We start from the raw sequence: 22,222 nt of genomic DNA on the forward strand, positions 1-22,222 counted from the left end.
CGGTAGGGCATACCGGATCTAAAGCTTGGGGAGATTTGCCCTCTAGCCTGGTTGGAGCAATCCTGCTAGGTTATGGCGAGTCTGTGAACCAAGAATCCTCGTGCCTTTAGGCCGAGGAGTGTCAAAAGCTAAAATTACCAAGGTTGGGTTCACCCTAACCCTAACTCTCGCTTCAATAAATTAATCGATTTTTCCCCGATATAATTTTCACTACAGACTAAGTTAGGATGACGAATTAACTCATCTCTTGCGTCTAAAATGGCTTGTTTAACGGATCCATAACTGGCTTTGTCACATACAATGGTGTGGGCGCTGCGAATTAGGGCGTTGACTTTATAGGTGTCTTGAAGTTGGGCAGAAATGACTAATAAATCTTCCCCCCGGAGACTATGAACTAAGATTTCCGCAATGCCTAAAATGCCTGCACTGAGACTGACTAAGCCTAAACAACTATCGCGGGGCAGTTTGCGCACTAAGTCTAATTCTTTGCTGTAATCGTAAATATCAACGGGGATGACGCGCACGGAACGGGGGGCGGCTAAGGCTTCGGCTTGTTTGATAAAATAGCGACTGGTGACGACGGTTCCTGAGTGGGTTTGTTCGAGGATATTACTTAACTCCTCCATGGGGACTAATTGAACGGGAATATTGAGGGCTTTTTCAATTTCTTGTACCATCAATTCTCCTGCGCCGAGATCCCTTGCTGGGACGGTGACTAGGACTCTAGCGCTACAACGTAAACGCCAGTCAATTTCTGAGAGAAATAAGTCTCTGGCTTGGGAGAGGGTACAGCCTTGAGACAGCAGTTCATCTAAACTTTTTTGGACTAATTTATGGGCTTCTGGATTTTGGGTGGTGGGGGAGGAATTGCGTTGGGTGCCGCCTTCGTGTCCTTGGGCTTTTACATAAATCCCGGACCCGGCGAGGGATTCGACGAGGCCGGTTTCTTCGAGTTGGCGATAGACTTTGCTGATGGTGTTGCGGTGGAGTCCGGTAATTTGGGCGAGTTGTCGGGTGCTGGGGAGACGATGACCGGGGGGGTATTGGCGGGAGGCGATCGCAAATTGAATCTGGTCGAATAATTGTTTAGAGGCGGGGATTTCGCCGTCTATTTGGATGTGGAATTGCACTTTACCAGCCATCTTAACCATTCACCCCATAAGGATCTACATCTAGTGTAGGCTGATTGGAGAGACTTGTGAACTCTCATCGGCACTTTTCCCATGACTACTATTCAAACTCAATCGGTACAGGTTCAAAATGGCGACCTCGCTATTGAAGCCTATTTAGCCATGCCCCAAGGTGAGGGGATTTATCCGGCTGTAATTGTGATTCAAGAGGTCTTTGGGGTGAATGAGCATATTAAAGATGTGACCGAACGTTTCGCCCAAGCGGGGTATATTGCGATCGCCCCCGCCATTTACCAACGCCTCGCCCCCGGTTTTGCCGTAGGGTACACCCCCGAAGGACTCGCCCAAGGACGGGAGTATAAAGAACAAACGAAAGCCTCAGAACTCCTCAGCGACCTCCAGAGTACCCTCCATTACCTGCACAGCCTCCCCCAAGTGAAACCCGGTGGTGTGGGCTGTATTGGCTTTTGTTTTGGCGGTCATGTCGCCTACCTCGCCGCTACCCTGCCCGGTATTCAAGCCACAGCCTCCTTTTATGGGGCCGGAATAGCCACCCTCACCCCCGGAGGTGGAGAACCGACCCTCCGCCGCACCTCAGAGATTCAAGGCACTCTCTACGCCTTTTTCGGCGAAGAAGATCCCCTCATCCCCTTAGAACAAGTGGAGCAAATTGAGGCGGAGTTGCAGAAACAGCAAATCTCCCACCAAATTTTCCGCTATGCCGGGGCGGGTCATGGTTTTTTCTGTGACCAGCGCCCAGACTACCGGGAGGCAGCCGCTCAGGATGCTTGGCAGAAAGTGTTACAGTTGTTTAGCTCTACCCTTTAAGCGGCCGCTTGTCGAGTTACCTTATAAAATGAGCAGATGGAACAGAGCAATCCGTCCTCACTTCTGCCCAACTATCAACAGCAGTAACTCCCGAAACTTCTTGGGTGTGCTATTCGTTTATAAGCTGTTGGCGGAAGGCTTCCTTAATTTTTAACCTTTACACTGCTATGACTTCAGAATCCACCCGTCCTCCTAAAGCTAATGTCGCTTTTTCTATGGACGACTTTGCCAAAGCCCTCGAACAGGAACAATATGATTATGTTTTCCAACGGGGACAAGTTGTGCGCGGCAGGCCATTGGAATATACCCCCGAGGGAGTCTATGTTGATATTGGGGGCAAGTCGTCGGCCTTTGTCCCCAAGGACGAGGCCGCATTAGGAGCAGTGGCGGATCTTCGGGAAGTCCTGCCGATGGAGGAAGAACTGGAGTTTGTGATTATCCGGGAACAGGATGCCGATGGTCAAGTGATTCTCTCCCGTCGTCAGTTGGCTCTGAAGCAAGCGTGGAGCGATTTGGTGGAAATGCAGACCACGGGGGAATCTTTGCAAGTCCGGATTAAGGGCGTGAATCGGGGTGGTGTGATTGGGGAGGTCTGGGGATTGCGGGCTTTTATTCCGCGATCGCACCTCATGGAAAAAGAAGACCTAGAAAGCTTAATCGGTCAACAATTGACCGTGACTTGTTTACAAGTAGACCCGGAGAGCAAAAAACTGGTACTCTCCCAACGAGAGGCCGCCCGTTCCCAAGCCATTAAAAAAGTCGAAGCGGGGGGCGTAGTATCCGGGAAAGTAGTCAGTCTCAAGCCCTATGGGGCTTTTGTGGAAACTCAAGAAGGGGTGACGGGACTCCTCCACATTACCCAGGTGAGTGGTTTACCCATTCATGACATCCACACGGTTTTACAAGTGGGACAACAAATCAAGGTGGTGATTACCGAGATTGATGAGTATAAAAATCGCATTTCTCTGTCTACCAAGATTTTAGAAGCCTATCCCGGCGAATTGTTGGAAAATTTGGCGGCTGTGATGAGCAACGCGGAGGAACGTCTCGCGGCAGCTAATAATCCTTCTGAGGCTACGGAAAGCCCGTCCTCACCGGAGACAGAGTAGGGGCGCAAGGTTGGGGAATGGGGAGCAGGGGAGAGGGGGAGCAGGGGAGCAGGGGAATTGATAATTGACAATTGACAATTGATAATTATTTCCGATTCCCTATTACCTATTACCTATTCCCTATTCTCTATTCCCTATTACCTATTCCCTATTACCTATTACCTATTACCTATTCCCTATTACCTATTCCCAATTGGGCGCTAAAGCGCAACTACAAACCCGGAGCGCTAAAGCGCAACTACGAACCCGACTCCCCCTCAATGATCAACCTTGGAGATTCAGAAACTATGGTAAACGAAGCACTTATTCCCGTCGTTGTTAATGGTGCCGCAGGCAAGATGGGGCGCGAAGTGGTGAAAACTGTCGCCCAAGCGGACGATATGATGCTGATTGGGGCGGTCGATCATAATCCCGAAGTGTTAGGACAAGATGCCGGGATTGTGGCCGGATGTGGGGAGTTAGAAGTCCCCATTCTCAACGATTTACAAAGTGTGTTAGTCCTGGCCACTCAGGAGAAAGTGCAAGGAGTGATGGTGGATTTTACCCACCCCGATGGGGTGTATGAAAATGTGCGGAGTGCGATCGCCTATGGAGTCCGTCCCGTCGTCGGCACCACCGGACTTTCCCCCGAACAACTCGACGACCTAGGAGAATTTGCCGAAAAAGCCAGCACCGGAGCCCTCGTCATCCCCAACTTTTCCATCGGCATGGTACTCCTCCAACAAGCCGCCCTCCAAGCCTCTAAATACTTCGATCACGTCGAAATCATCGAACTCCACCACAACCAAAAAGCCGATGCCCCCAGTGGCACCGCCATCAAAACCGCCCAAATGCTCGCCGAAATGGGCAAAACCTACAATCCCCCCAGCGTCCAAGAAAGTGAAAAACTCCCCGGCGCCCGAGGCAGTGTAGGGGAGGAAAACATCCGCATCCATAGCGTCCGTTTACCCGGCCTCCTCGCTCATCAAGAGGTGATCTTCGGCGCACCCGGACAGGTTTACACCCTCCGTCATGATACGAGCGATCGCGCTTGTTATATGCCCGGCGTTCTCCTCGCCATTCGCAAGGTCACAGAACTAAAATCCTTAGTGTACGGTTTAGAAAAAATCCTCTAGTCCCCCTGCCCCTATGCTCATCCCCCTGACTCGCGAAAAATTTGAACAACTGGTGCCAGCCGTCGCAACAGGAGCGCAATATGCCGCGATATGGGGCAGTTGGCAAAACTTTCTCGGCCGTTTACTCATCTCCGCCGTCGGAGTCATTATTATCTGGCTGCTTTACCTCGTCTTTGGCGACCTAGGCGGTCTTAAACTCCTCTTGACCATTATTGTGGGACTTTATTGGCTCTGGTCTCCCGTCTACTTCGCCAGCGTGCGCAATAGCAAATATCGGCGCTTTAAATATAGTGGCTTTTGGCGCGGTCAGGTTTTAGATGTCTTTATATCCGATGATGTCGTCAGCGAGGCCGAAAGCTTCAATCAACGGGGAGATTTAGTCATTGTTGAAAATCGGGAACGTCGGATTAACCTAGAAATCGGTGATTCGACCGGATTCCGCACTATCGTTAAAGCCCCCCTTCGTCGCACCCACAAACTCCTCAAACCCGGTCAACAGGTGGAATGTTTAGTCATGTCCAACCAACCCGATTTGAGCCGCATTCAAGAGGTCAGCGATGTTTATATTCCCAGTCAAAATCTATGGGTGGGAGAATATCCCTGTATCCGGCGAGATTTTTTTGTTGACATGAGTGAGGATATCCGCCAAAATCGCGGCCGTCCCTCCCAACCGATTCGCACCCGTCAACGTCCCCCGGAGTGGGAAGAAGAAGACTATCCCCCCCGTCCTCCCCAACCGATTCGCACCCGTCAACGTCCCCCGGAGTGGGAAGAAGAAGACTATCCCCCCTGTCCCTCCCAACCGATTCGCACCCGTCAACGTCCCCCAGAGAGAGAACAAGAAAACTATCCCCCCCGCCCATCCCAACCGATTCGCACCCGTCAGCGTCCCCCGGAGAGAGAACAAGAAAACTATCCTCCTCGTCGCCCCCCTGCACCCCGTTCCGAACGTGAAAGCAGAGCCGTCCCTCGTCGTCCTCCCCGCCCAGAATCCCGCCGCGAGGATGAATTTGACCCTCCTCCCAGAACTCGCTCCGCGCCCCCTCCCCGCCCTAGGGATTATCCCCCACCCCCGGCCGAGGATTGGGACCAAGAGGAAGACAACACCCCCATGAGTGACTATCGTCGAGACTGGGAACAAGAGCAACGGAGAGGTTGATTCCCGACCATAGCCATCTATCCTAGGGGTAATGTATAAAGTATGGCAACACTGTTATAGAATCTTAGTTCCCGGAGGTAGATTAGTGTGTGTGGTGGGAGATGTTTGTCTATCTCGGCGAAAAAATAAGGGAAGACATACAGTCATTCCCCTTCATGCTGCCATTCAAGAACAATGTCGTCAGATTGGTTTTGATAACCTCTCTCCCATCATTTGGCATAAAATTAGTAATGCTAACTATGAAGCATCTGGCAATGGGGCCGGTTTTTTAGGCAAACCCTATGAACCGAATGGAGTCATTAAAAATGATATTGAGTACATTTTAATGGAACGTAAACCCGGAGGATATAGAAAACCTTCTCTAGAAACTCGTGTACTTTCTCTCATTTCGGCTGAAAATCATCAACAATGGTTTCAATCCATTTGGTCTGGAATTCCCGGTCAATCGACTCGCCATCATCCCGCTCCTTATCCTGAAGTATTAGCGAGTCGTTTGATTAGAATGTTTAGTTTTGTGGGAGATACTGTGGTTGACCCTTTTATGGGAACTGGAACCACTATAGTAGCGGCCGCAAACTGGGGTAGAAATAGCATTGGCATTGAAGTTGATCCCTATTATTTTAAATATGCTGAACAACGAATTCATCAAGCTACATCGTCCTTGTTTTGTCCTGCCAAAATCATTTTGAGCCTAGTTGAGTTGTGAATATTAGCGCGATTTTACCGACCTTTGTTGTCACCCTGCGAGAAGGGTTTGAAGCCGCCTTAGTGGTGGGAATTGTCATGGCTTGTTTACAAAAAGCCCAACAAACTCGCCTCTACCCTTGGGTCTATGGGGGGATTTTCGGAGGGGTGATCACGTCTTTACTGGTGGGGATTCTGTTGGGGGGGATTTTGCAACAGTTGAGTGTGTCTGATCAGCCCTACGCCCCGGTCATTCAGGAGTTTTTAGAGGCTAGTTTTGGGTTGTTGGCGATCGCACTCCTCAGCTGGATGCTCATTTGGATGACCCAACAGGCCAAAACCCTCAAAGCCGAAGTCGAAGGAGCCGTGACCCAAGCTTTGCAAGGGGAAGGGGCGGGCTGGGCTGTCTTTAGCCTGATTCTCATTGCTGTCCTGCGAGAAGGATTTGAGACAGTATTATTCATCGTGGCCAAATTCCAAAGCGGCTTTACTACACCTACCCTCGGAGCCGTTTCTGGGCTATTATCGGCCACCCTTTTGGGCTATCTCCTCTTTCAGTTGGGCGTGAAAATCAATATCCGCCTGTTTTTCCAAGTGATGGGAGTTTTCCTACTCCTGATTGTCGGCGGATTAGTTGTCGGAGCCCTCAAACATATTAACGGCGGCGTTGACCTACTGACCGCCTTAAATCCTCAATATGCCGCCCTCTGTTGGGGAGAAACCACCTGCTTACTGGGGGGGCTGGTATGGGATACCTCTAGCATCTTGCCGGATAAAGCCTTTCCGGGCATTGTCCTGAAAGCCCTCTTCGGGTATCGGGATCATCTTTACGCGATGCAGGCGATCGCCTATCTCGCCTTTTTGTCCCTCGTGGGGGGGCGATACTTCCAAAGTTTGCGCCCCTCCCCGCCAAAAGTCTCTAGCCCCTAACGGATCAATGTCCCCTCCTTGTGCTACCCTAGGAAGGCTGTACAAAAACTCGCACATCTAGACCTTCGGGTGTTTCGTCAAGAAAGACAAGTCTAGATGGAGGATTAACCCGAACAAGGAGAAAAAAAATATGGCAGTTGTTTCCCTAGCTAATTTGCTAGAGTCCGGGGTTCACTTTGGGCATCAAACCCGCCGTTGGAACCCTAAAATGGATCCCTATATTTATACATCACGCAACGGGGTTCATATCATCGACTTGGTGCAAACCGCCGAGTTAATGGAAGAAGCCTATGATTATATGCGGAACGCCGCATCTCAAGGCAAAAAATTCATGTTTGTGGGGACTAAACGACAAGCCGCCGGAATCATTGCCCAAGAAGCCGCTCGTTGTGGTTCCTACTATGTTAACCAGCGTTGGCTGGGGGGGATGTTAACCAACTGGGAAACCATCAAACACCGCATTGACCACCTCAAAGAACTCGAACGCCTCGAAGAAACAGGCAGCATCGAAAAACGACCCAAAAAAGAGGGGTCTGTTCTGCGTCGGGAATTAAGCAAACTGCGGAAATACCTCGGCGGGATCAAAAGTATGCGTCGCCCCCCGGATGTAGTGCTAATTGTGGATCAGCGTCGGGAATATAACGCCATTTTGGAATGCCAAAAACTCCACATTCCCATTGTGTCCCTGTTAGATACAAACTGTGATCCTGACTTAGTGGATATTCCCGTCCCGGCTAATGATGACGCTATTCGTTCCATTAAACTGATTGTGGGACGATTAGCTGATGCCATCTTAGAAGGTCGTAGCGGTGGCAAAGATATCATCGAAGAAATCGACTACTCCGGAGAAATCGACTACGAAGACGATTTTGAGGATGATGAGGACTTCGACGTAGAAGACGACGACAGCGAAGAATAAAACCCCTCGTTGTTTTCTGCCTTGCCTCTTCTAAATAGGGTCTGCTGAATAACACGCCTACGCTAGACCTAACAGGGGAACAGGAAACTGATAATTTCCCGACTCCACTTCGACTAAGCTCAGTGACCCCGATTCCGAACTTTCGGACTTATTCAGCAAGCCCTAACTACGAGGGGATGCAGTCTTGCCCCTGCCCTTTTCAACAAGGGAGTGCAACAATAGTGAGCAGATCAACCCTACTCCAACAGAATCATGGCTAAGAAAGACAAAAAAACGAAAGGAAAAGAAAAAGCAGCGAAAGCCCCAGCACCTGCACCAGAAGAAACTAAAGTAGAAGCCCCTGCCGCCGCCCCAGAGGCCGCTCCTGCTCCTGCCCCGGAGGCCGCCCCTGCCGCCAAAAAACCAGCCGGAGGAATATCCGCCGCCCTCGTGAAAGAACTCCGGGAACAAACCGGGGCCGGGATGATGGACTGTAAAAAAGCCCTGACTGAAAACGACGGCGATATGGAAAAAGCCGTGGAATGGCTGCGTAAGAAAGGGATCGCTTCGGCGGATAAGAAGGCCGGACGGGTCGCGGCGGAAGGTCTGGTAGACAGTTATATTCACACCGGGGGACGAGTGGGCGTTCTGGTGGAAGTGAACTGTGAAACCGATTTTGTCGCCCGTGGGGATAAGTTCAAGGCTTTGGTGCGCGATATCGCCATGCAAATCGCTGCTTGTCCTAATGTGGTTTATGTGAAATCCGAGGATGTAGATCCGGAGTTTGTGGCGAAAGAAAAAGCCATTGAAATGGGACGGGAGGATTTAGCGAGTAAGCCCGAAAACATCCGCGAAAAAATTGTACAAGGGCGTATTGATAAACAACTCAAGGAAATGTCTTTGATGGATCAGCCCTATATTAAAGACCAAACGATCACGGTGCAAGAGTTGGTGAAACGCACGATTGCTGATTTGGGAGAAAATATCCAAGTTCGCCGTTTTAGCCGCTTTGTCTTAGGGGAAGGCATCGAAAAAGAAGAAACCAACTTTGCCGAAGAAGTCGCCGCCCAAGCGGGTCAAAAATAAGCTGATTTTAGTCTGGACTATGGGGACAGATTAACAAATCGGGCTGGGAAAAAGGTAAAAGTTAGAAAATTTTTGCTTCTACTTTTGCCTTTTTCAGGTTTTTACTGATTATATTGTCTGGATTGTCTGGAAAGCCCCTACTATACAGTGGAGTGGGGTCTTTTCAATCTTCTCAATATTGCGGTATCGCAGATCATTGTAAATGGGGATCAGACTATGGCTAAAGCTTTAGATAAAATTAATCAAGAGTTGACGGCTTTAGAGGAAAAGGTCGAGGGGGTTAATCGGGAAATACGCGGTCAATATGGGGAGTATTCTGGGTTAATTGCTCAAACGGTTAAGCGACAGTTGGTGACGTTGTTTTATCAAATTAGCACCCATGTCTATCCTGAGAATTTTTTAAAATTATCGCTCTCGGAACGGGAAAGGTTACAGCAGGCTATTCGAGATTTAGGTCAAACGGGGAGTCTTCTTTTTGAGGAGAATTTAGAAAATCCCCTAGAAGTTCCGCCGGAGAAAAAGGTGGATTTTCGCTCAGAAATTCTCAAGAAGTTACCGATTACGCCGGAACAGTTGGAAAAGGTGCGGCAACATATTTTAAAGCGGAAAGATGCTGAGTTAGCAGGAGAGGACAGTTCTAGTTCTGAGGAATTTATTGTAATTGGTAAGTTGGAGGATGGGGAGGAGTTAGAATTAGATGTTCAGTCGGACTCTCTTGATTCTGATCCTCTGGATTTTATGGATGAGGAGGATGATGAGGATGAGTTAACGGATGAGGAGGATGATGAGGAGGAGGAGGAGGATGAGGACGAAATAACCCATACGTTGCTGGTGTTGGTGCGTTGGTTAAAGCAGGTGGAACGGGGTTTAAATCAGGTTCTGAAGCAATTGTCTCAGGAGGGAAATCAAATTTTAATCCGGGCGCGGATTTTCCCTTCTCAAGTGCCGTCTAAGGTGCTGGAGGCAGCTATTCAAGCGGAGGAAGGGGGTGCCACCGGAAATGCTCCGAATTTGCTAAATTTATTGATTGAGGGGGGACGGGAGCAGGTGGTTCCGGTGACGGCTTTACGCTTGCGTTTGTCGGAGTTGGAGTTTGGGGATCCGATGTTGGCGCGATCGCGCAGTCGCATCCGGGAGTTGAATGCTCAAGTGAAAAGTCTGCATAAACAGTATCAGCAGTTACAACGGGAAAAGGCGATCGCAGAGGCTGAGGCGGCTTGGCGTGCGAGTTGGTATGAGGAGAATTGAGACTTGACTATTGACCATTGACCAATGACTCAGATTCCGGACTGGTTACGTTTAAAAAAAGCACTCACGGTGGAGGCCGAGCGGGGTTTTCAGGACTTACAAGGCAATCAGTACCGCTTTAGTGAGTTTATGACCCTCAGCTTGGGGGAAAGTCTGGCCGTGGGGACATCGGATCATCGTCGCCGTTGGCAGAGTTTGGCGCAGGAATTTGCTCTCTATCCTCAAATGGATCAAAGCCAACGGCAAGCTCTGATCGCCAGTACAAGGCAGTTCCTCCACCAGTTCCAAAAAGACCTAGAAACTCCCCCTGAACCTCCTAAAACCCCAAAAACCCAGCCCTTGGGCATCCGTGAGCCTCACAGCCCCACCTCCGGCAACATTCCCCCCCTAGATGCACCCCTCAACTCTTTGCTGGAGATTGACCGTCGCTGGACGGGGGATGCCTTGGCGCGTTTGGGGTTATATACGGTGCGGGATGCACTGTTTTACTATCCGAGGGATCACATTGACTATGCCCGACAGGTGAATATTGCCCAGTTGGTTGATGGGGAGACGGTGACGATTATTGGCACGATTAAGAGTTGTTCTTGCTTTACCAGTCCGAAAAACAAGAAATTGTCGATTCTCAATGTTCAACTGCGCGATCGCACCGGACAGATTCGACTCAACCGTTTTTTTCATGGGGCTTATTTCACCAATCGGGGCTGGCAGAAGCGTCACGAACTGCAATATCCTGTAGGTGCGATCGCCGCCGCATCCGGACTGGTGAAAAAAAACAAATACGGCATCACCCTAGACAATCCCGAAATCGAGATTCTCGACAGTCCGGGGGGCAGCATTGAATCCCACAAAATTGGCCGCATTCTGCCCGTCTATCCCCTCACAGAAGGCGTTTCCGCCGATATTGTCCGCAAAGCCATTCTAGCCGCCCTCCCCGCCATTCAGCACCTCAAGGATCCCCTCCCCCCCGTCATCCAAAATCAATATAGTTTAATCCCCCTGCAACAAGCCCTCACCCATTTACATTTCCCCCCCGATCAAACCGCTCTCAGCCAAGCTCGTCGTCGTCTAATTTTCGACGAATTCTTTTATCTACAACTCGGCTTTTTACAACGTCGGCAACAACAAAAACAAATTCACAACAGCGCCATTCTCGCCACCACTGGAGAACTGATTGAACAACTAAAAAAAATCCTCCCCTTTGAACTGACCAACGCTCAAAAACGAGTGATTAATGACATTTTAAATGACTTAAATGCACCCATTCCCATGAATCGACTGGTGCAGGGAGATGTCGGTTCAGGAAAAACCATTGTCGCCGTCTTTGCCATTTTAGCCGCCATTCAATCCGGCTATCAAGCCGCCTTAATGGCCCCCACAGAAGTCCTCGCCGAACAACATTATCGTAAATTAGTGAGTTGGTTTAATATACTCTATATTCCCATTGAACTGCTCACCGGGTCTACAGGAGTCCGCAAACGGCGAGAAATTCATTCCCTCTTAGAGACAGGAGAACTGCCGCTTTTAGTGGGAACTCATGCCCTGATTGAAGATCCCATTCAATTTAGAAAACTCGGCTTAGTGGTCATTGATGAACAGCATCGTTTCGGTGTAGAACAGCGCGCCAAACTATTAGCAAAAGGCAAATCTCCCCACGTCCTCACCATGACCGCCACCCCTATCCCCCGCACCCTTGCCCTCACCTTACACGGGGATTTAGATGTATCCCAAATCGATGAATTACCCCCCGGCAGACAACCGATTCAAACCACAGTTTTAACCACAAAACAACGCCTGCAAGCTTACGAGTTAATCCGTCGCGAAATTGCCGACGGAAGACAAGCTTATGTCATTTTACCCCTCATTGAAGAGTCAGATAAATTAGATGCGAGAGCAGCCGTTAAAGAGCATAAACGGTTACAAGAAGTGATTTTTCCGAATTTAAAGGTGGGGTTATTACATGGTCGGATGAATTCTGCTGAAAAGGACGAAATTTTAACTCAATTTCGGGACAATGTGATACAGATTATTGTTTCGACTACGGTGATTGAGGTTGGGGTAGATGTTCCCAATGCTACGGTGATGATGATTGAAAATGCGGAACGTTTTGGACTGTCTCAACTCCATCAATTACGGGGTAGAGTGGGGCGCGGTTCTCATAAGTCCTATTGTTTATTGATGAACAATGGGAAAAGTCCTGACTCTCAGCAAAGATTGGCGGTTTTAGAACAGTCTCAGGATGGTTTCTTTATCTCAGAAATGGATTTACGCTTACGGGGGCCGGGGGAAGTTTTAGGCAAACGACAATCGGGATTATCGGATTTTGCCTTAGCCAGTTTGGTGGAAGATCAAGATGTGTTGAATTTGGCACGGAATGCGGCGGAAAAGATGATTTTAGCAGACGAAAATTTAGAGGGTTTTCCGTCTTTGCAGGAGGAGTTAGAAACCCGGTATCAAAAGATGATCAGCGGGTCAATTCTAACATGAGGTAAGGGGGGTAAGATGACCCGCCATAACCGAATCGCTATAATCAAACTGTCCCCTCATCTTTGGTCGATACTATGCAGCTTCAATCTCAAATCTATCCGCCTTTGGAAAATGGCGATCGCCTCAGCTACCGAGAATTTGAGCGACGTTACAGCGCCATGCCTACGGGTCAGAAAGCAGAATTAATTGAAGGAGTCGTTTATATGGCATCACCCCTGCGGTTTACCACCCATGCCAAACCCCACGCCGATTTAATCGGATTGCTTTGGACTTATAAAATGGCAACCCCAGGGACAGAAATAGGCATTGAACCCACGGTTCGCCTCGACTCCGACAACGAATTTCAACCGGATGGAGTTTTATTGATTCCGGGGGGAAGTTCTCAAATCAGTCCAGAGGGGTACATTCAAGGCGTACCGGAATTGGTGGTAGAAATTGCCGCGAGTAGTGCCGCCATTGATTTAGGGGATAAACAACGGGTTTATCGACGCAATGGGGTGCAAGAATATCTGGTTTGGCAAATCTTTGAGCAGAGACTGGATTGGTTTTATCTAGAAGAGGGAGTTTATCAGTCTCTTGCTCCCAATGATGAGGGGATTTTGTGCAGTCGGGTGTTCCCGGGTTTATGGTTAAACCGAACGCAACTATTAGAAAATAATCTCGCCGCCGTTTTAGAAACCCTACAAACCGGATTGGCATCGCCAGAACATCAGGCTTTTATCAGTTAAGACTTTCCCAGCGTCCGCTTTTCCTGCCATTAGAATGGAGTCACGCCCAAACCCGATTCAGACTGAGGGTAAACCCCGGTAACACCGTTTCCCCGGATAGTGTATTGGGATTCTCCAAAACTTCCACCCCTTGCCCCGGACGGTAAATTTCCACTCGTTTATTTTTAGGGTCAATGAGCCAGCCCAACTTAGTACCATTCTCGATATATTCTGCCATTTTGCTCCGGAGGTCTTGGAGGGTATCGCTCTTGGAGCGCAACTCCACGACAAAATCAGGACACAAGGGGATGAATCCATCTTGCTGTTCTGGGGTCAGGGCATTCCAGGGATCTGGGCTGACCCAGGCGGCATCAGGGGAGCGGTTTGCTCCATTGGGCAACTCGAAACCTGTGGAAGAGTCAAATGCTCTGCCATCGCCCCCTTCTTCCTCAATCCAGCGAACCAGGAAGTAATTGATTTTGCTGTTGTGGTAGCCAGTATTGCCGCCTGTGGGTGGGTTCACAATGAGTTCTCCTGTTGCAGTGCGTTCCAGCCGTAGCTTACGGTTGGCGGCAGCGAGGGCGGCAAACTGCTCGGTGGTGACTCGCAGAGCAATTTGCTCAGGGAGTTGGAGAGATAACGGTTCAGGACGACCTCGTACCATCATTCACCTCATGCTACTGGATTCCTTCTCCATTTTACAGGACGAAAACAGACTCAAATCTATCCGCCGTTGGACAATGGCGATTCTCGTGCCGCGCTCACGGCTACCGGGCAGCACCCACAGGCTTCTTGACCATAAGAAGGGACTGACCGCCCTAAGCGGTCAAACTGTAAACCTAATAAAGAGTGGAAAACTCCAATGGATAAGAAAAACATCACCCCCAACCCCCAACAGCCCGTTGACCGCGTTCCTTCGGGTCAACTGCCTAGTGCTTTGGCGGAATTGAGTGAAGAGGCGATCGGCTCCCTGGCCCTTCCCGCTGAGGGCCCAGCGGGGATGTGTTCCTGTCGGTGTGTGTGTTCCTATGAGGGTGACGACGAGTAGTCGCGGTTGATTCTACCACAACCCTTTTCGATCCTCAAATCGGCTGTTGAGTCAGCCAGGGCGCTTGGTTCGCCTCGATGAATTGACGGGCAACTATACCTCGGGGCTTTCCGATACCTGGCACGCTGCTGGGGTGGAGGGAGCATCACTCCCTCTGCCCCTCTTCCCCCGACCCAGAGTTTTGTTGGACGGAATTGGGTACTACCCCAAACGAGAATTTTCGTGCCGCGCTCACCGCTACCGGGCAGCACAAACAGGCTTCTTGACAATAAGAAGGGACTGACCGCCCTAAGCGGTCAAACTGTAAACCTAACAAAGAGTGAAAAACTCCAATGGAGAAGAAAAACATCACCCCCAACCCCCAACAGCCCGTTGACCGCGTTGCTTCGGGTCAATTGCCTAGTGCTTTGGCTGAATTGAGTGAAGAGGCGATCGGCAAGCAAGCCCAGGCCCTCATGGACAGGGATACCCTGGGGACAGAGGTATGGGACAGCGAGACCTTGTTGCTGTGGGGGTGTTCCTACGATGGGGACGACGAGTAGTCTCGGTTGATTTTTTCACAACCCTTTTCAATCCTCAAACTTCTTGTGAGGACAGCCAGGGCGCTCGGTTCCCCGCGATGAATTGACGGGAAACCGTTGATACCTTGGGGCTTTCCGATACCACCGCACAGGCTGCCGAGACGGGAAGACTGGTCGAAGTCGTTCTCATACGGAATCCGGTTGTCAAAGGTCTATCAAAACCCACAGGCTGAAGCCTGGGGCTATACGGACAAAGCCCGTGGTTCGACTCCCTTCGACTCTTCGACTAGCTCAGAGCTCAGGACAGGCTTCGACATGGCTCAGAGCTCACCAGAGCCCTGCGCGGGCTAAAGAGTAAAAAGGCTTTTACCAACCGTATTTGGTATCACCTCGTCTCCCTCTCTCCCTTTCACTCCGTCACCTTGCAAATATCCTCAAGTCCAAACCCGATTCAGACTGAGGGTAAACCCCGGTAACACCGTTTCCCCGGATAAGGTATTGGGATTCTCCAAAACTTCCACCCCTTGCCCCGGACGGTAAATTTCCACTCGTTTATTTTTAGGGTCAATGAGCCAGCCCAACTTAGTACCATTCTCGATATATTCTGCCATCTTGCTCCGGAGGTCTTGGAGTGTATCGCTCTTGGAGCGCAACTCCACCACAAAATCAGGACACAAGGGAATGAATCCCTCCTGCTGCTCTTGGGTCAGAGCATCCCACCGCGCTTGGCTAACCCAAGCTGCATCGGGAGAGCGGTTTGCGCCATTGGGGAGTTCAAAGCCGGTGGAGGAGTCGAAGGCTGCACCAAGGGTTTCGTTCTCTTCAAACCAGACACTCAATTGTCCTGTAATGCTGAGATTACGCTTGCCAGTCTTGCCGCCTGTGGGTGGGTTCACAATCAGTTCTCCGGTTGCAGTGCGTTCCAGCCGTAGCTTACGGTTGGCAGCAGCGAGGGCGGCAAACTGCTCGGCCGTGACTCGGAGAGCAATTTGCTCAGGGAGTTGGAGAGATAACGGTTCAGGACAACCTCGTACCATCATTCACCTCATGCGACTGGATTCCTTCTCTATTTTACCAAAAATCTGGGTCTAAAGCCCCGTCCTTCTAGGACGGCTTTTTAGGGTTTATGATTAGCATAGCGGATCCTGAAAGTACCCGCACTGCCCGGATTTGAAAATGCGATCGCCCTGTCACCCAATCCCCTTCCCTACTCATCAGTCAGCGATCGCTGTTGGCTTGAAAATCGCCGAATGCGGCTTTGAATTTCCTCTATGATCCTGTCCACTTCTGTCAGGTCACTGGGTAGGAGATGGGCAGACAGGATTTTTAGCAGGTTCTCAAGATCGACTGAATAGTTCAACAGGAGGAGAAGAATGTCGTTTTCATAAATACTGGCTCGACTAAATTGCCCCTGTCGATAAAGAGACGGTAGGGCATAGCATTTCAGCAGCACAAGTCCTTCTACTGTGGCACAGTGAATGATGCGATCGCCAAATTGTCTATCTATCGCAAATTTTTCTAAAACTTCTTGGAATAGCTCATTTTGGGTCAACAAAATATCAACCTGTAATTGGTCAAATAAGCCCCGTATAAAATGATTATTTTCATCATTGATGACTACTTCGGGCAGAACATCCAAATCCGAGGGAGCCAGAATCAAGTTAATGTCTTGAGTATTGCGACCTTCCACATAGCTCAGGAGGGCGACTCCTCCAACCAATAAGTAATTGATGTTTCTGTCAGCCAATGTGTTAAACAGCAATTCAACCGTTTGAAAAAAAGCGTCTCGTTCAGGCATTGCATTTGACCAGTTTTTTACATCAAATAAGATACCATTGCTAATGATTTCCCCAATGGCTGCTGTCATTTCCTTCCCTCTGTAACATTACCCCTCTAGAACTTATGCGTACCTATCCCTTTGCGGTTTCCCTCAATTCCACCATTCAGGTCAGCACTACGGCAGACGGCTATGCCCTCAGCCCCGCGAATCCCGATCCTGGCCAATCCATTGCTCCCTCTATGGTAACTCTCCCTGCCATCACCGGGATGGGCGATGCCCTGGCCCACTTACAAGCAGGAACCGCAACCCTCCAGCAGTTGACCCAAACCCTGAGCGAACAGGAGGGGGCGGAAGCCCGGGAACAGTTAGCCGCCACATTGCAACAGATGGGCGATCGCGGTTGGTTGCAATATGCGGTATTACCGTTGGCGATCGCCGAGCCAATGGTAGAGTCCGCTGAACTTGACCTTAATTCCCCCCACTGGACACAAGCCAAGGTCAGCCTCTCCCGCTTTGCCTACCAACGCAGCCATGCCGGGGGGATGGTGCTGGAATCCCCCTTATCCAAATTTCGAGTCAAACTGTTGGACTGGCGATCGAGTGCAATCTTAGCCCAACTCGCCCAGCCCCAACCCCTGGGTTGGGTCACACCACCCCCCCCAAATCGGGGCAGAAACCGCCTATCAATTCTTAAATTTATTATGGGCGACAGGGTTTCTCACCGTCGAAGCCGAAGCCCCAGAACTGAAACTGTGGGAATTCCATAACCTGCTGTTTCACAGCCGTTGTCGCCAAGGTCGCCACGACTACCTCACAGGCGATATTGCCGCCAGTTTGGATATTTGGGACGAGTTTCCCGTAGTCAAACCACCTATGAGCGGGCAAATTGTCCCCCTACCCCAACTGAGCATTGATGCCATTCGCCAACGGGATAAAACCCTGACGACGGCCATTGAAAAACGGGCATCGATTCGCGAATATGACGAAAATCACCCGATTACGGTTGAGCAATTGGGAGAGTTACTCTATCGCACCGCCCGGGTTAAGGAAATTTATACCCATGATGCCGAACAAATCGAACTGCTCAAAGCCCAATTCGGTGAAGATTTCGACTGGGGGGAAATCAGCCGTCGCCCCTATCCCTGTGGCGGCGCAATGTATGAACTAGAAATCTATCTGGCGGTGCGTCGCTGTGCAGGGGTGAAACCGGGACTTTATCACTATGATCCCCTCAATCACCAACTGGCTCAAATTGATGCGGCTGATGCCGATATTCAAGCTCTGATTAAAGATGCTCACCAGTCCACTGGTGAACAGGGAATGCCCCAAGTTTTGCTGATCATCACCGCTCGGTTTGGGCGGCTGTTCCGCAAGTATCGATCGCTGGCTTATGCCCTGGTTCTCAAGCACGTCGGGATACTGTATCAAAACCTCTACTTGGTGGGGACAAATATGGGGCTGGCATCCTGTGCGGTGGGGGCGGGAGATAGCGATCGCTTTGCCCAAGCGACGGGATTAGATTACGTTGTCGAGTCTTCTGTGGGAGAGTTTATGTTAGGTTCGCTGCCGAATCGAGAGATTGAATCCAGTGGGATGGATCATTCAGCAACGGAGGTTGTGAGTGCTGCTGAATTGGAGATAGAAGTTGAAGCCGAATCCCCATCTGTTGAATCCAGTGAAATCGAAATCCAACCCACGATTAACCCCTCCGAATTGGATGCAGCAATTGAAACAACTGAAGTTGAATCGGATGCTGTCAGCTTGAGCGAAGTCGAAACCGAAGCAACCGTTACCCCCTCCGCCGCTTCTACTGCCCAACATCCCCACGACTTGGACGATCGCATCCCCGGACTGGCGGAACTCCGTAACCAAACCCTCGGCGACTCCCGCATCACCATCGTCATTCTCGATGGCAACCCAGATCACACCCTCTCCTGTTTTGAAGGAGCGGAAATCTCGAAAGTTTTCCCCTACTGGCATCCCCCGGCTGAACCCGTTCCCAACGAGGCTTATCATCAATTTCAGGCGATCGGCAATGATGACACTTTAGATAAAGACCAAAAAGCCGAAGCCCAAAAAGCCGCCTTGCCCGAACCGCTCCTCCAACGCATCCACGGCGATAACCATGCCTGTCACATCACCAGCACCATTGTTGGACAAGAAAACACCCCCTCGCCCGGACTGGCTCCTCGCTGTCGTGTGATTAATGTCCCCCTCAATACCAGTGGCATGGATGAAGAATTCATCTCACCCCTCAATCTGGCTCGTGCCTTTGAACTCGGTCTGGAATTAGGGGCGAATATCATCCACTGTGCCGCCTGCCGTCCCACCCAAACCGGGGAAGGGGAAGAACTCCTCCTGCGAGCTTTGAAGAAGTGCCAGGATAACAACATTCTAATAGTTGCCCCTGCTGGGAATAACAAGGGAGAATGCTGGTGTATGCCCGCTTCCCTGCCCGGAGTCCTGTCGGTGGGGGCGTTGAAACCCGACGGCACACCCTATAAGTTCAGCAATTGGGGCGGTAACAATGCCTTGGAAGGCATCATGGCTCCGGGAGGTGAAATTCTGGGGGCACAACCCGCCAATGAAGAACCTGTGCGCCTTCTGGGAACGAGTATGGCGGCTCCGGTAATGACGGGGTTGTGCAGTTTGCTGATGAGTCTGCAACTGCAACAGGGTAAACCTGTGGATGCGGAGGCGGTGCGAGCAGCGCTGCTGAATACGGCAATCCCCTGTACCCCTGACGATACCGACGAACCGGAACGCTGTCTACGGGGTAAGGTCAATCTCCCCGGTGCGATGGGGTTATTGTTCGGGTCTGCGGTGACGGTTTCTTTTGCCGGTGAGCAAGTCACCCGGACTGAGCATACCGCCATTGATGTCAATGTCACGGCGGGCGAAGTGGGTATTGAGACATCTTCTGTTGGGTTTCGTTCCTCAAGCCAACCTACGGTAGTCGCTCCTGGCGCTTCCCTGATGCCTTCTGGTGTCAAACCGAGCACGGCTCACTCGGGGCACGTTTTCGCCCTTGGCACAATTGGCTATGATTTTGGAGACGAGGCGCGGCGGGATACGTTCAAGCAAAATATGGCTCCGGTGGATTTGAATGGGGTGATGGTACCGCCAGACCCCTATGATGCTCGCCAGATGGTGGAACATCTCGATCGCCATCCGGAAGAGGCTCACTCCCTGATTTGGACGCTGAACCTTGAGCAAAATACGATCTATGTTCTTGATCCCAAAGGCCCATTTGCTAATGATATTTATGAGATGTTTTTGTTGATGCTCAATGGGCAGCTTGAACCGAAAACCAGTGCTGAGTTTATTGAGCGAGTCAGTGTCCCTGGGCGACAAACTGACCGAACCGTAGAACTTTTTTCTGGGGAAGTGGTTCCGGTGCTGAATGTTCGTCATCCTCGGGGGATGTATGGCTGGAATGTGAATGCTTTGGTTGATGCTGCTTTAGCCACTGTCGATAATATAGAAGCGGTGGGGGTAGAAAATCTCCGGGAAGGGCTGAGTGCTTTTTTTAATCGGGTGTATTACGATTTGCATAATATTGGGCAAACTTCTCGCGATCGCGCTCTGAATTTTGCGGTTACCAATACGTTTCAGGCGGCGGCTACCTTTGCTCTTGCGATCGCCTCTGATCGACAACTGGATGCGATCGAAGTGGAAAAAAGCCCCTATTGTCGTCTGAATAGTGACTGCTGGGATGTGCTACTCACGTTCTTCGATCCGGAAGATGGGCGGCGATCGCGTCAGGTGTTTCGCTTCACCATTGATGTGGCGGATAGTATGCCGGTGACGGTGGGGAGTATCAAACGTTGGGCAATTCCGGGTAAAAAGCGAACCGAGGGCGATCGCGCTTCACTCTCCCACGAGTGATTTAAAATAGGGACGCACTCCCCCACTTCGCCGCCAAACAGTGGGGGAGCGTTCATGCCTTTAAAGGACGAAAACAGACTCAAATCTATCCGCCGTTGGACAATGGCGATTCTCGTGCCGAGACGCTTCGCGATCGCCTCAGTTCCCGAGAAGTTGAGCGACGTTACGCCGCCATGCTTACGTTCCCAGTTGCTGCTTCAGATCACGAATGGCTGCACTGGTATTCCTCTGATAAGCAATGACTAAACATTGAGCAACGAGATCGGCTGGGTTTACCGCCGGGAAATATTGGCTTTGGGATGTGATGCTGTATTCATTGCCCTGAAGTTGGTAAATCATCAGTTGCTGGTTCCGAAATAGCCAGACTTCTGGCACTTGATAGGGCAGATAATCCTGCACGTCTGAGTAGCTGGTGATGTCAATTTCTAACACCAAATCTGGCGGGGGGTCATTGCACCAATCAATCCGTTCCTTGCCGGAAATCGCTTGCCAATGGTCAATATAAAAACAATAATCCGGTTCAATTCCGCTTTCTTCTGGTCGTTGCATGGTCACAGGTGTAAAAGCATCGTATTCTCGCCCCTGATTATCCAGCAAGGTTGTAATGATGGCAGCAATCAAATGAGCATCACGACCATGCTTAGGTAAAGGCGACATCAACAATACTTCTCCAGAACGATATTTAAGCCGGGGAATGGAACCCTCTCCGCGCTGTTCACACAATGCTTGATATTCTTGCCAGGTGGCAGGCGATCGCATCACTGTTCCGGCCGAAAGATAAAGTTTTTGGGGTGAAACGATGGTCAACATTTCTTCACCTCTAGATTTTTGCCTGATCCGTATTGTACTCGCCCTATGACGGAGAAGGGGTTACGTCGCAGAATTCGCCAACAAGTTTTAGCCGGAGCGATACCGTTTTGAGAAGGGATCTTGAAAAGTTACTGGACATATTGGAAGCTATAGCGTTTCCAAATCATTGATGAACTCTCAGAGAAGTTTATCATAATACTTCAAGCTCCTTGTAACCCTTGTATACTGTTCCCTGTTCCCTATTACCTATTACCTGTTCCCTTTGCTTTCCCTTGTGGATTACAAAACTCAAATGGGAACGCTATATAGAACTCCCTCACCGTCCGCGCATCCACAGACAATAAACCACCGTCAGCAGCAACCACCCCGATACGCAGCCCAAACCCGCAAACATCACCGGAACACTCGGCACGGACTGCACCCGCACCTCAATCAACTGATTAATCTGAGGTTCCACAAAATTACTATAGGCGTTTTCTAAGGCTTCCCGTTGTTTGAATTTATTCTGAATTCCAAGATAAAAATCACACTTTTTTGTAGAGTTAACATTCATCTAAAACTTCCTCAAAGATGAGCTGAATCAGGCTTTTAGGCTTGATGTATTCACCTTAAAAAAGAAAAAATAGATATTAAATTAGCCACAAATAGAAAACAAATAGATTTTTCCTATTTCCCTTCAATTAAGAAACCCGGTTTCTTTTAATTTCTCCAGCAACCCATCAAAAATGACATCAGAAACCGGGTTTCTGGGGCATCTACAATCAGCCATAATCAATCAAGGCAACCTGACCCAA

Annotated in this window: 18 protein-coding genes and 2 pseudogenes; 14 read left to right on the plus strand and 6 right to left on the minus strand. The window is 50.1% G+C overall.

Going from position 1 to position 22,222, the window contains the following annotated elements:
• Positions 1-149 precede the first annotated feature (149 nt).
• Complete coding sequence (locus K4A83_RS04600; RefSeq protein ID WP_265263250.1) at positions 150-1,142, minus strand: GntR family transcriptional regulator; 993 nt, start codon at positions 1,140-1,142, stop codon at positions 150-152.
• An 81-nt stretch (positions 1,143-1,223) separates the two neighbouring features.
• Here K4A83_RS04600 and K4A83_RS04605 point away from each other — a divergent pair, with 81 nt between their 5' ends.
• The 11 genes and pseudogenes from K4A83_RS04605 (at position 1,224) to K4A83_RS04655 (ending at position 13,402) form a co-directional block, all read left to right on the plus strand.
• Entirely contained in the window at positions 1,224-1,958 is a 735-nt protein-coding gene (locus tag K4A83_RS04605; RefSeq protein ID WP_265263251.1) for a dienelactone hydrolase family protein, read from the plus strand.
• A 167-nt stretch (positions 1,959-2,125) separates the two neighbouring features.
• The gene (locus K4A83_RS04610) at positions 2,126-3,067 is read left to right on the plus strand and encodes a S1 RNA-binding domain-containing protein (RefSeq protein WP_265263252.1); all 942 of its coding nucleotides are present in this window, start codon (positions 2,126-2,128) and stop codon (positions 3,065-3,067) included.
• A gap of 287 nt (positions 3,068-3,354) precedes the next feature.
• A complete protein-coding gene (gene dapB, locus K4A83_RS04615; RefSeq protein WP_265263254.1) occupies positions 3,355-4,182 on the plus strand; it encodes a 4-hydroxy-tetrahydrodipicolinate reductase in 828 nt (275 codons plus the stop codon).
• Positions 4,183-4,195: 13 nt separating this feature from the next.
• Positions 4,196-5,341, plus strand: coding sequence for a hypothetical protein (locus tag K4A83_RS04620; RefSeq protein ID WP_265263255.1), 1,146 nt, complete (start codon positions 4,196-4,198; stop codon positions 5,339-5,341).
• 37 nt (positions 5,342-5,378) lie between these two features.
• Positions 5,379-6,047: pseudogene (locus K4A83_RS04625) on the plus strand (DNA-methyltransferase); the annotation flags it as partial.
• Entirely contained in the window at positions 6,044-6,955 is a 912-nt protein-coding gene (locus tag K4A83_RS04630; protein ID WP_265263257.1) for an FTR1 family iron permease, read from the plus strand. The pseudogene K4A83_RS04625 and the gene K4A83_RS04630, both read left to right, overlap by 4 nt.
• Positions 6,956-7,085: 130 nt before the next feature.
• The gene (gene rpsB, locus K4A83_RS04635; RefSeq protein ID WP_265263258.1) at positions 7,086-7,874 is read left to right on the plus strand and encodes a 30S ribosomal protein S2; all 789 of its coding nucleotides are present in this window, start codon (positions 7,086-7,088) and stop codon (positions 7,872-7,874) included.
• A gap of 252 nt (positions 7,875-8,126) precedes the next feature.
• Entirely contained in the window at positions 8,127-8,939 is an 813-nt protein-coding gene (gene tsf / locus K4A83_RS04640) for a translation elongation factor Ts (RefSeq protein ID WP_265263259.1), read from the plus strand.
• A gap of 216 nt (positions 8,940-9,155) precedes the next feature.
• Entirely contained in the window at positions 9,156-10,187 is a 1,032-nt protein-coding gene (locus tag K4A83_RS04645) for a hypothetical protein (RefSeq protein ID WP_265263260.1), read from the plus strand.
• A gap of 24 nt (positions 10,188-10,211) precedes the next feature.
• Positions 10,212-12,674, plus strand: a complete 2,463-nt coding sequence (gene recG, locus K4A83_RS04650) for an ATP-dependent DNA helicase RecG (protein WP_265263262.1) — start codon at positions 10,212-10,214, stop codon at positions 12,672-12,674.
• Positions 12,675-12,748: 74 nt separating this feature from the next.
• Positions 12,749-13,402 (plus strand): Uma2 family endonuclease, encoded by a 654-nt coding sequence (locus K4A83_RS04655; RefSeq protein WP_265263263.1) that lies wholly within the window; start codon positions 12,749-12,751, stop codon positions 13,400-13,402.
• 40 nt (positions 13,403-13,442) lie between these two features.
• Here K4A83_RS04655 and K4A83_RS04660 read toward each other — a convergent pair whose 3' ends face one another.
• Positions 13,443-14,045 (minus strand): Uma2 family endonuclease, encoded by a 603-nt coding sequence (locus K4A83_RS04660; RefSeq protein WP_407809828.1) that lies wholly within the window; start codon positions 14,043-14,045, stop codon positions 13,443-13,445.
• 198 nt (positions 14,046-14,243) lie between these two features.
• Here K4A83_RS04660 and K4A83_RS04665 point away from each other — a divergent pair, with 198 nt between their 5' ends.
• On the plus strand, positions 14,244-14,429 hold the full coding sequence (locus tag K4A83_RS04665; RefSeq protein WP_265263265.1) for a DUF5837 family cyanobactin class RiPP: 186 nt from the start codon (positions 14,244-14,246) through the stop codon (positions 14,427-14,429).
• A 332-nt stretch (positions 14,430-14,761) separates the two neighbouring features.
• Positions 14,762-14,971 carry a DUF5837 family cyanobactin class RiPP gene (locus K4A83_RS04670; RefSeq protein ID WP_265263266.1) on the plus strand — a complete coding sequence of 70 codons (210 nt, stop codon included), beginning with the start codon at positions 14,762-14,764 and terminating at the stop codon, positions 14,969-14,971.
• Between the two features lie 413 nt (positions 14,972-15,384).
• Here K4A83_RS04670 and K4A83_RS04675 read toward each other — a convergent pair whose 3' ends face one another.
• Positions 15,385-15,987 carry a Uma2 family endonuclease gene (locus K4A83_RS04675; RefSeq protein WP_407809829.1) on the minus strand — a complete coding sequence of 201 codons (603 nt, stop codon included), beginning with the start codon at positions 15,985-15,987 and terminating at the stop codon, positions 15,385-15,387.
• 170 nt (positions 15,988-16,157) lie between these two features.
• Positions 16,158-16,817 carry a hypothetical protein gene (locus K4A83_RS04680; RefSeq protein ID WP_265263269.1) on the minus strand — a complete coding sequence of 220 codons (660 nt, stop codon included), beginning with the start codon at positions 16,815-16,817 and terminating at the stop codon, positions 16,158-16,160.
• A 35-nt stretch (positions 16,818-16,852) separates the two neighbouring features.
• Between K4A83_RS04680 and K4A83_RS04690 the strand changes: the two are divergent.
• Positions 16,853-20,618, plus strand: a pseudogene (locus K4A83_RS04690) (PatA/PatG family cyanobactin maturation protease).
• A gap of 177 nt (positions 20,619-20,795) precedes the next feature.
• Here K4A83_RS04690 and K4A83_RS04695 read toward each other — a convergent pair.
• Both K4A83_RS04695 and K4A83_RS04700 read right to left on the minus strand, forming a co-directional pair.
• The gene (locus K4A83_RS04695) at positions 20,796-21,428 is read right to left on the minus strand and encodes a Uma2 family endonuclease (RefSeq protein WP_265263272.1); all 633 of its coding nucleotides are present in this window, start codon (positions 21,426-21,428) and stop codon (positions 20,796-20,798) included.
• 316 nt (positions 21,429-21,744) lie between these two features.
• Complete coding sequence (locus K4A83_RS04700; RefSeq protein WP_265263273.1) at positions 21,745-21,981, minus strand: hypothetical protein; 237 nt, start codon at positions 21,979-21,981, stop codon at positions 21,745-21,747.
• Between the last annotated feature and the right edge of the window lie 241 nt (positions 21,982-22,222).

Source organism: Spirulina subsalsa FACHB-351, from assembly GCF_026130165.1.
Lineage (GTDB): Bacteria > Cyanobacteriota > Cyanobacteriia > Cyanobacteriales > Spirulinaceae > Spirulina_A > Spirulina_A subsalsa_A.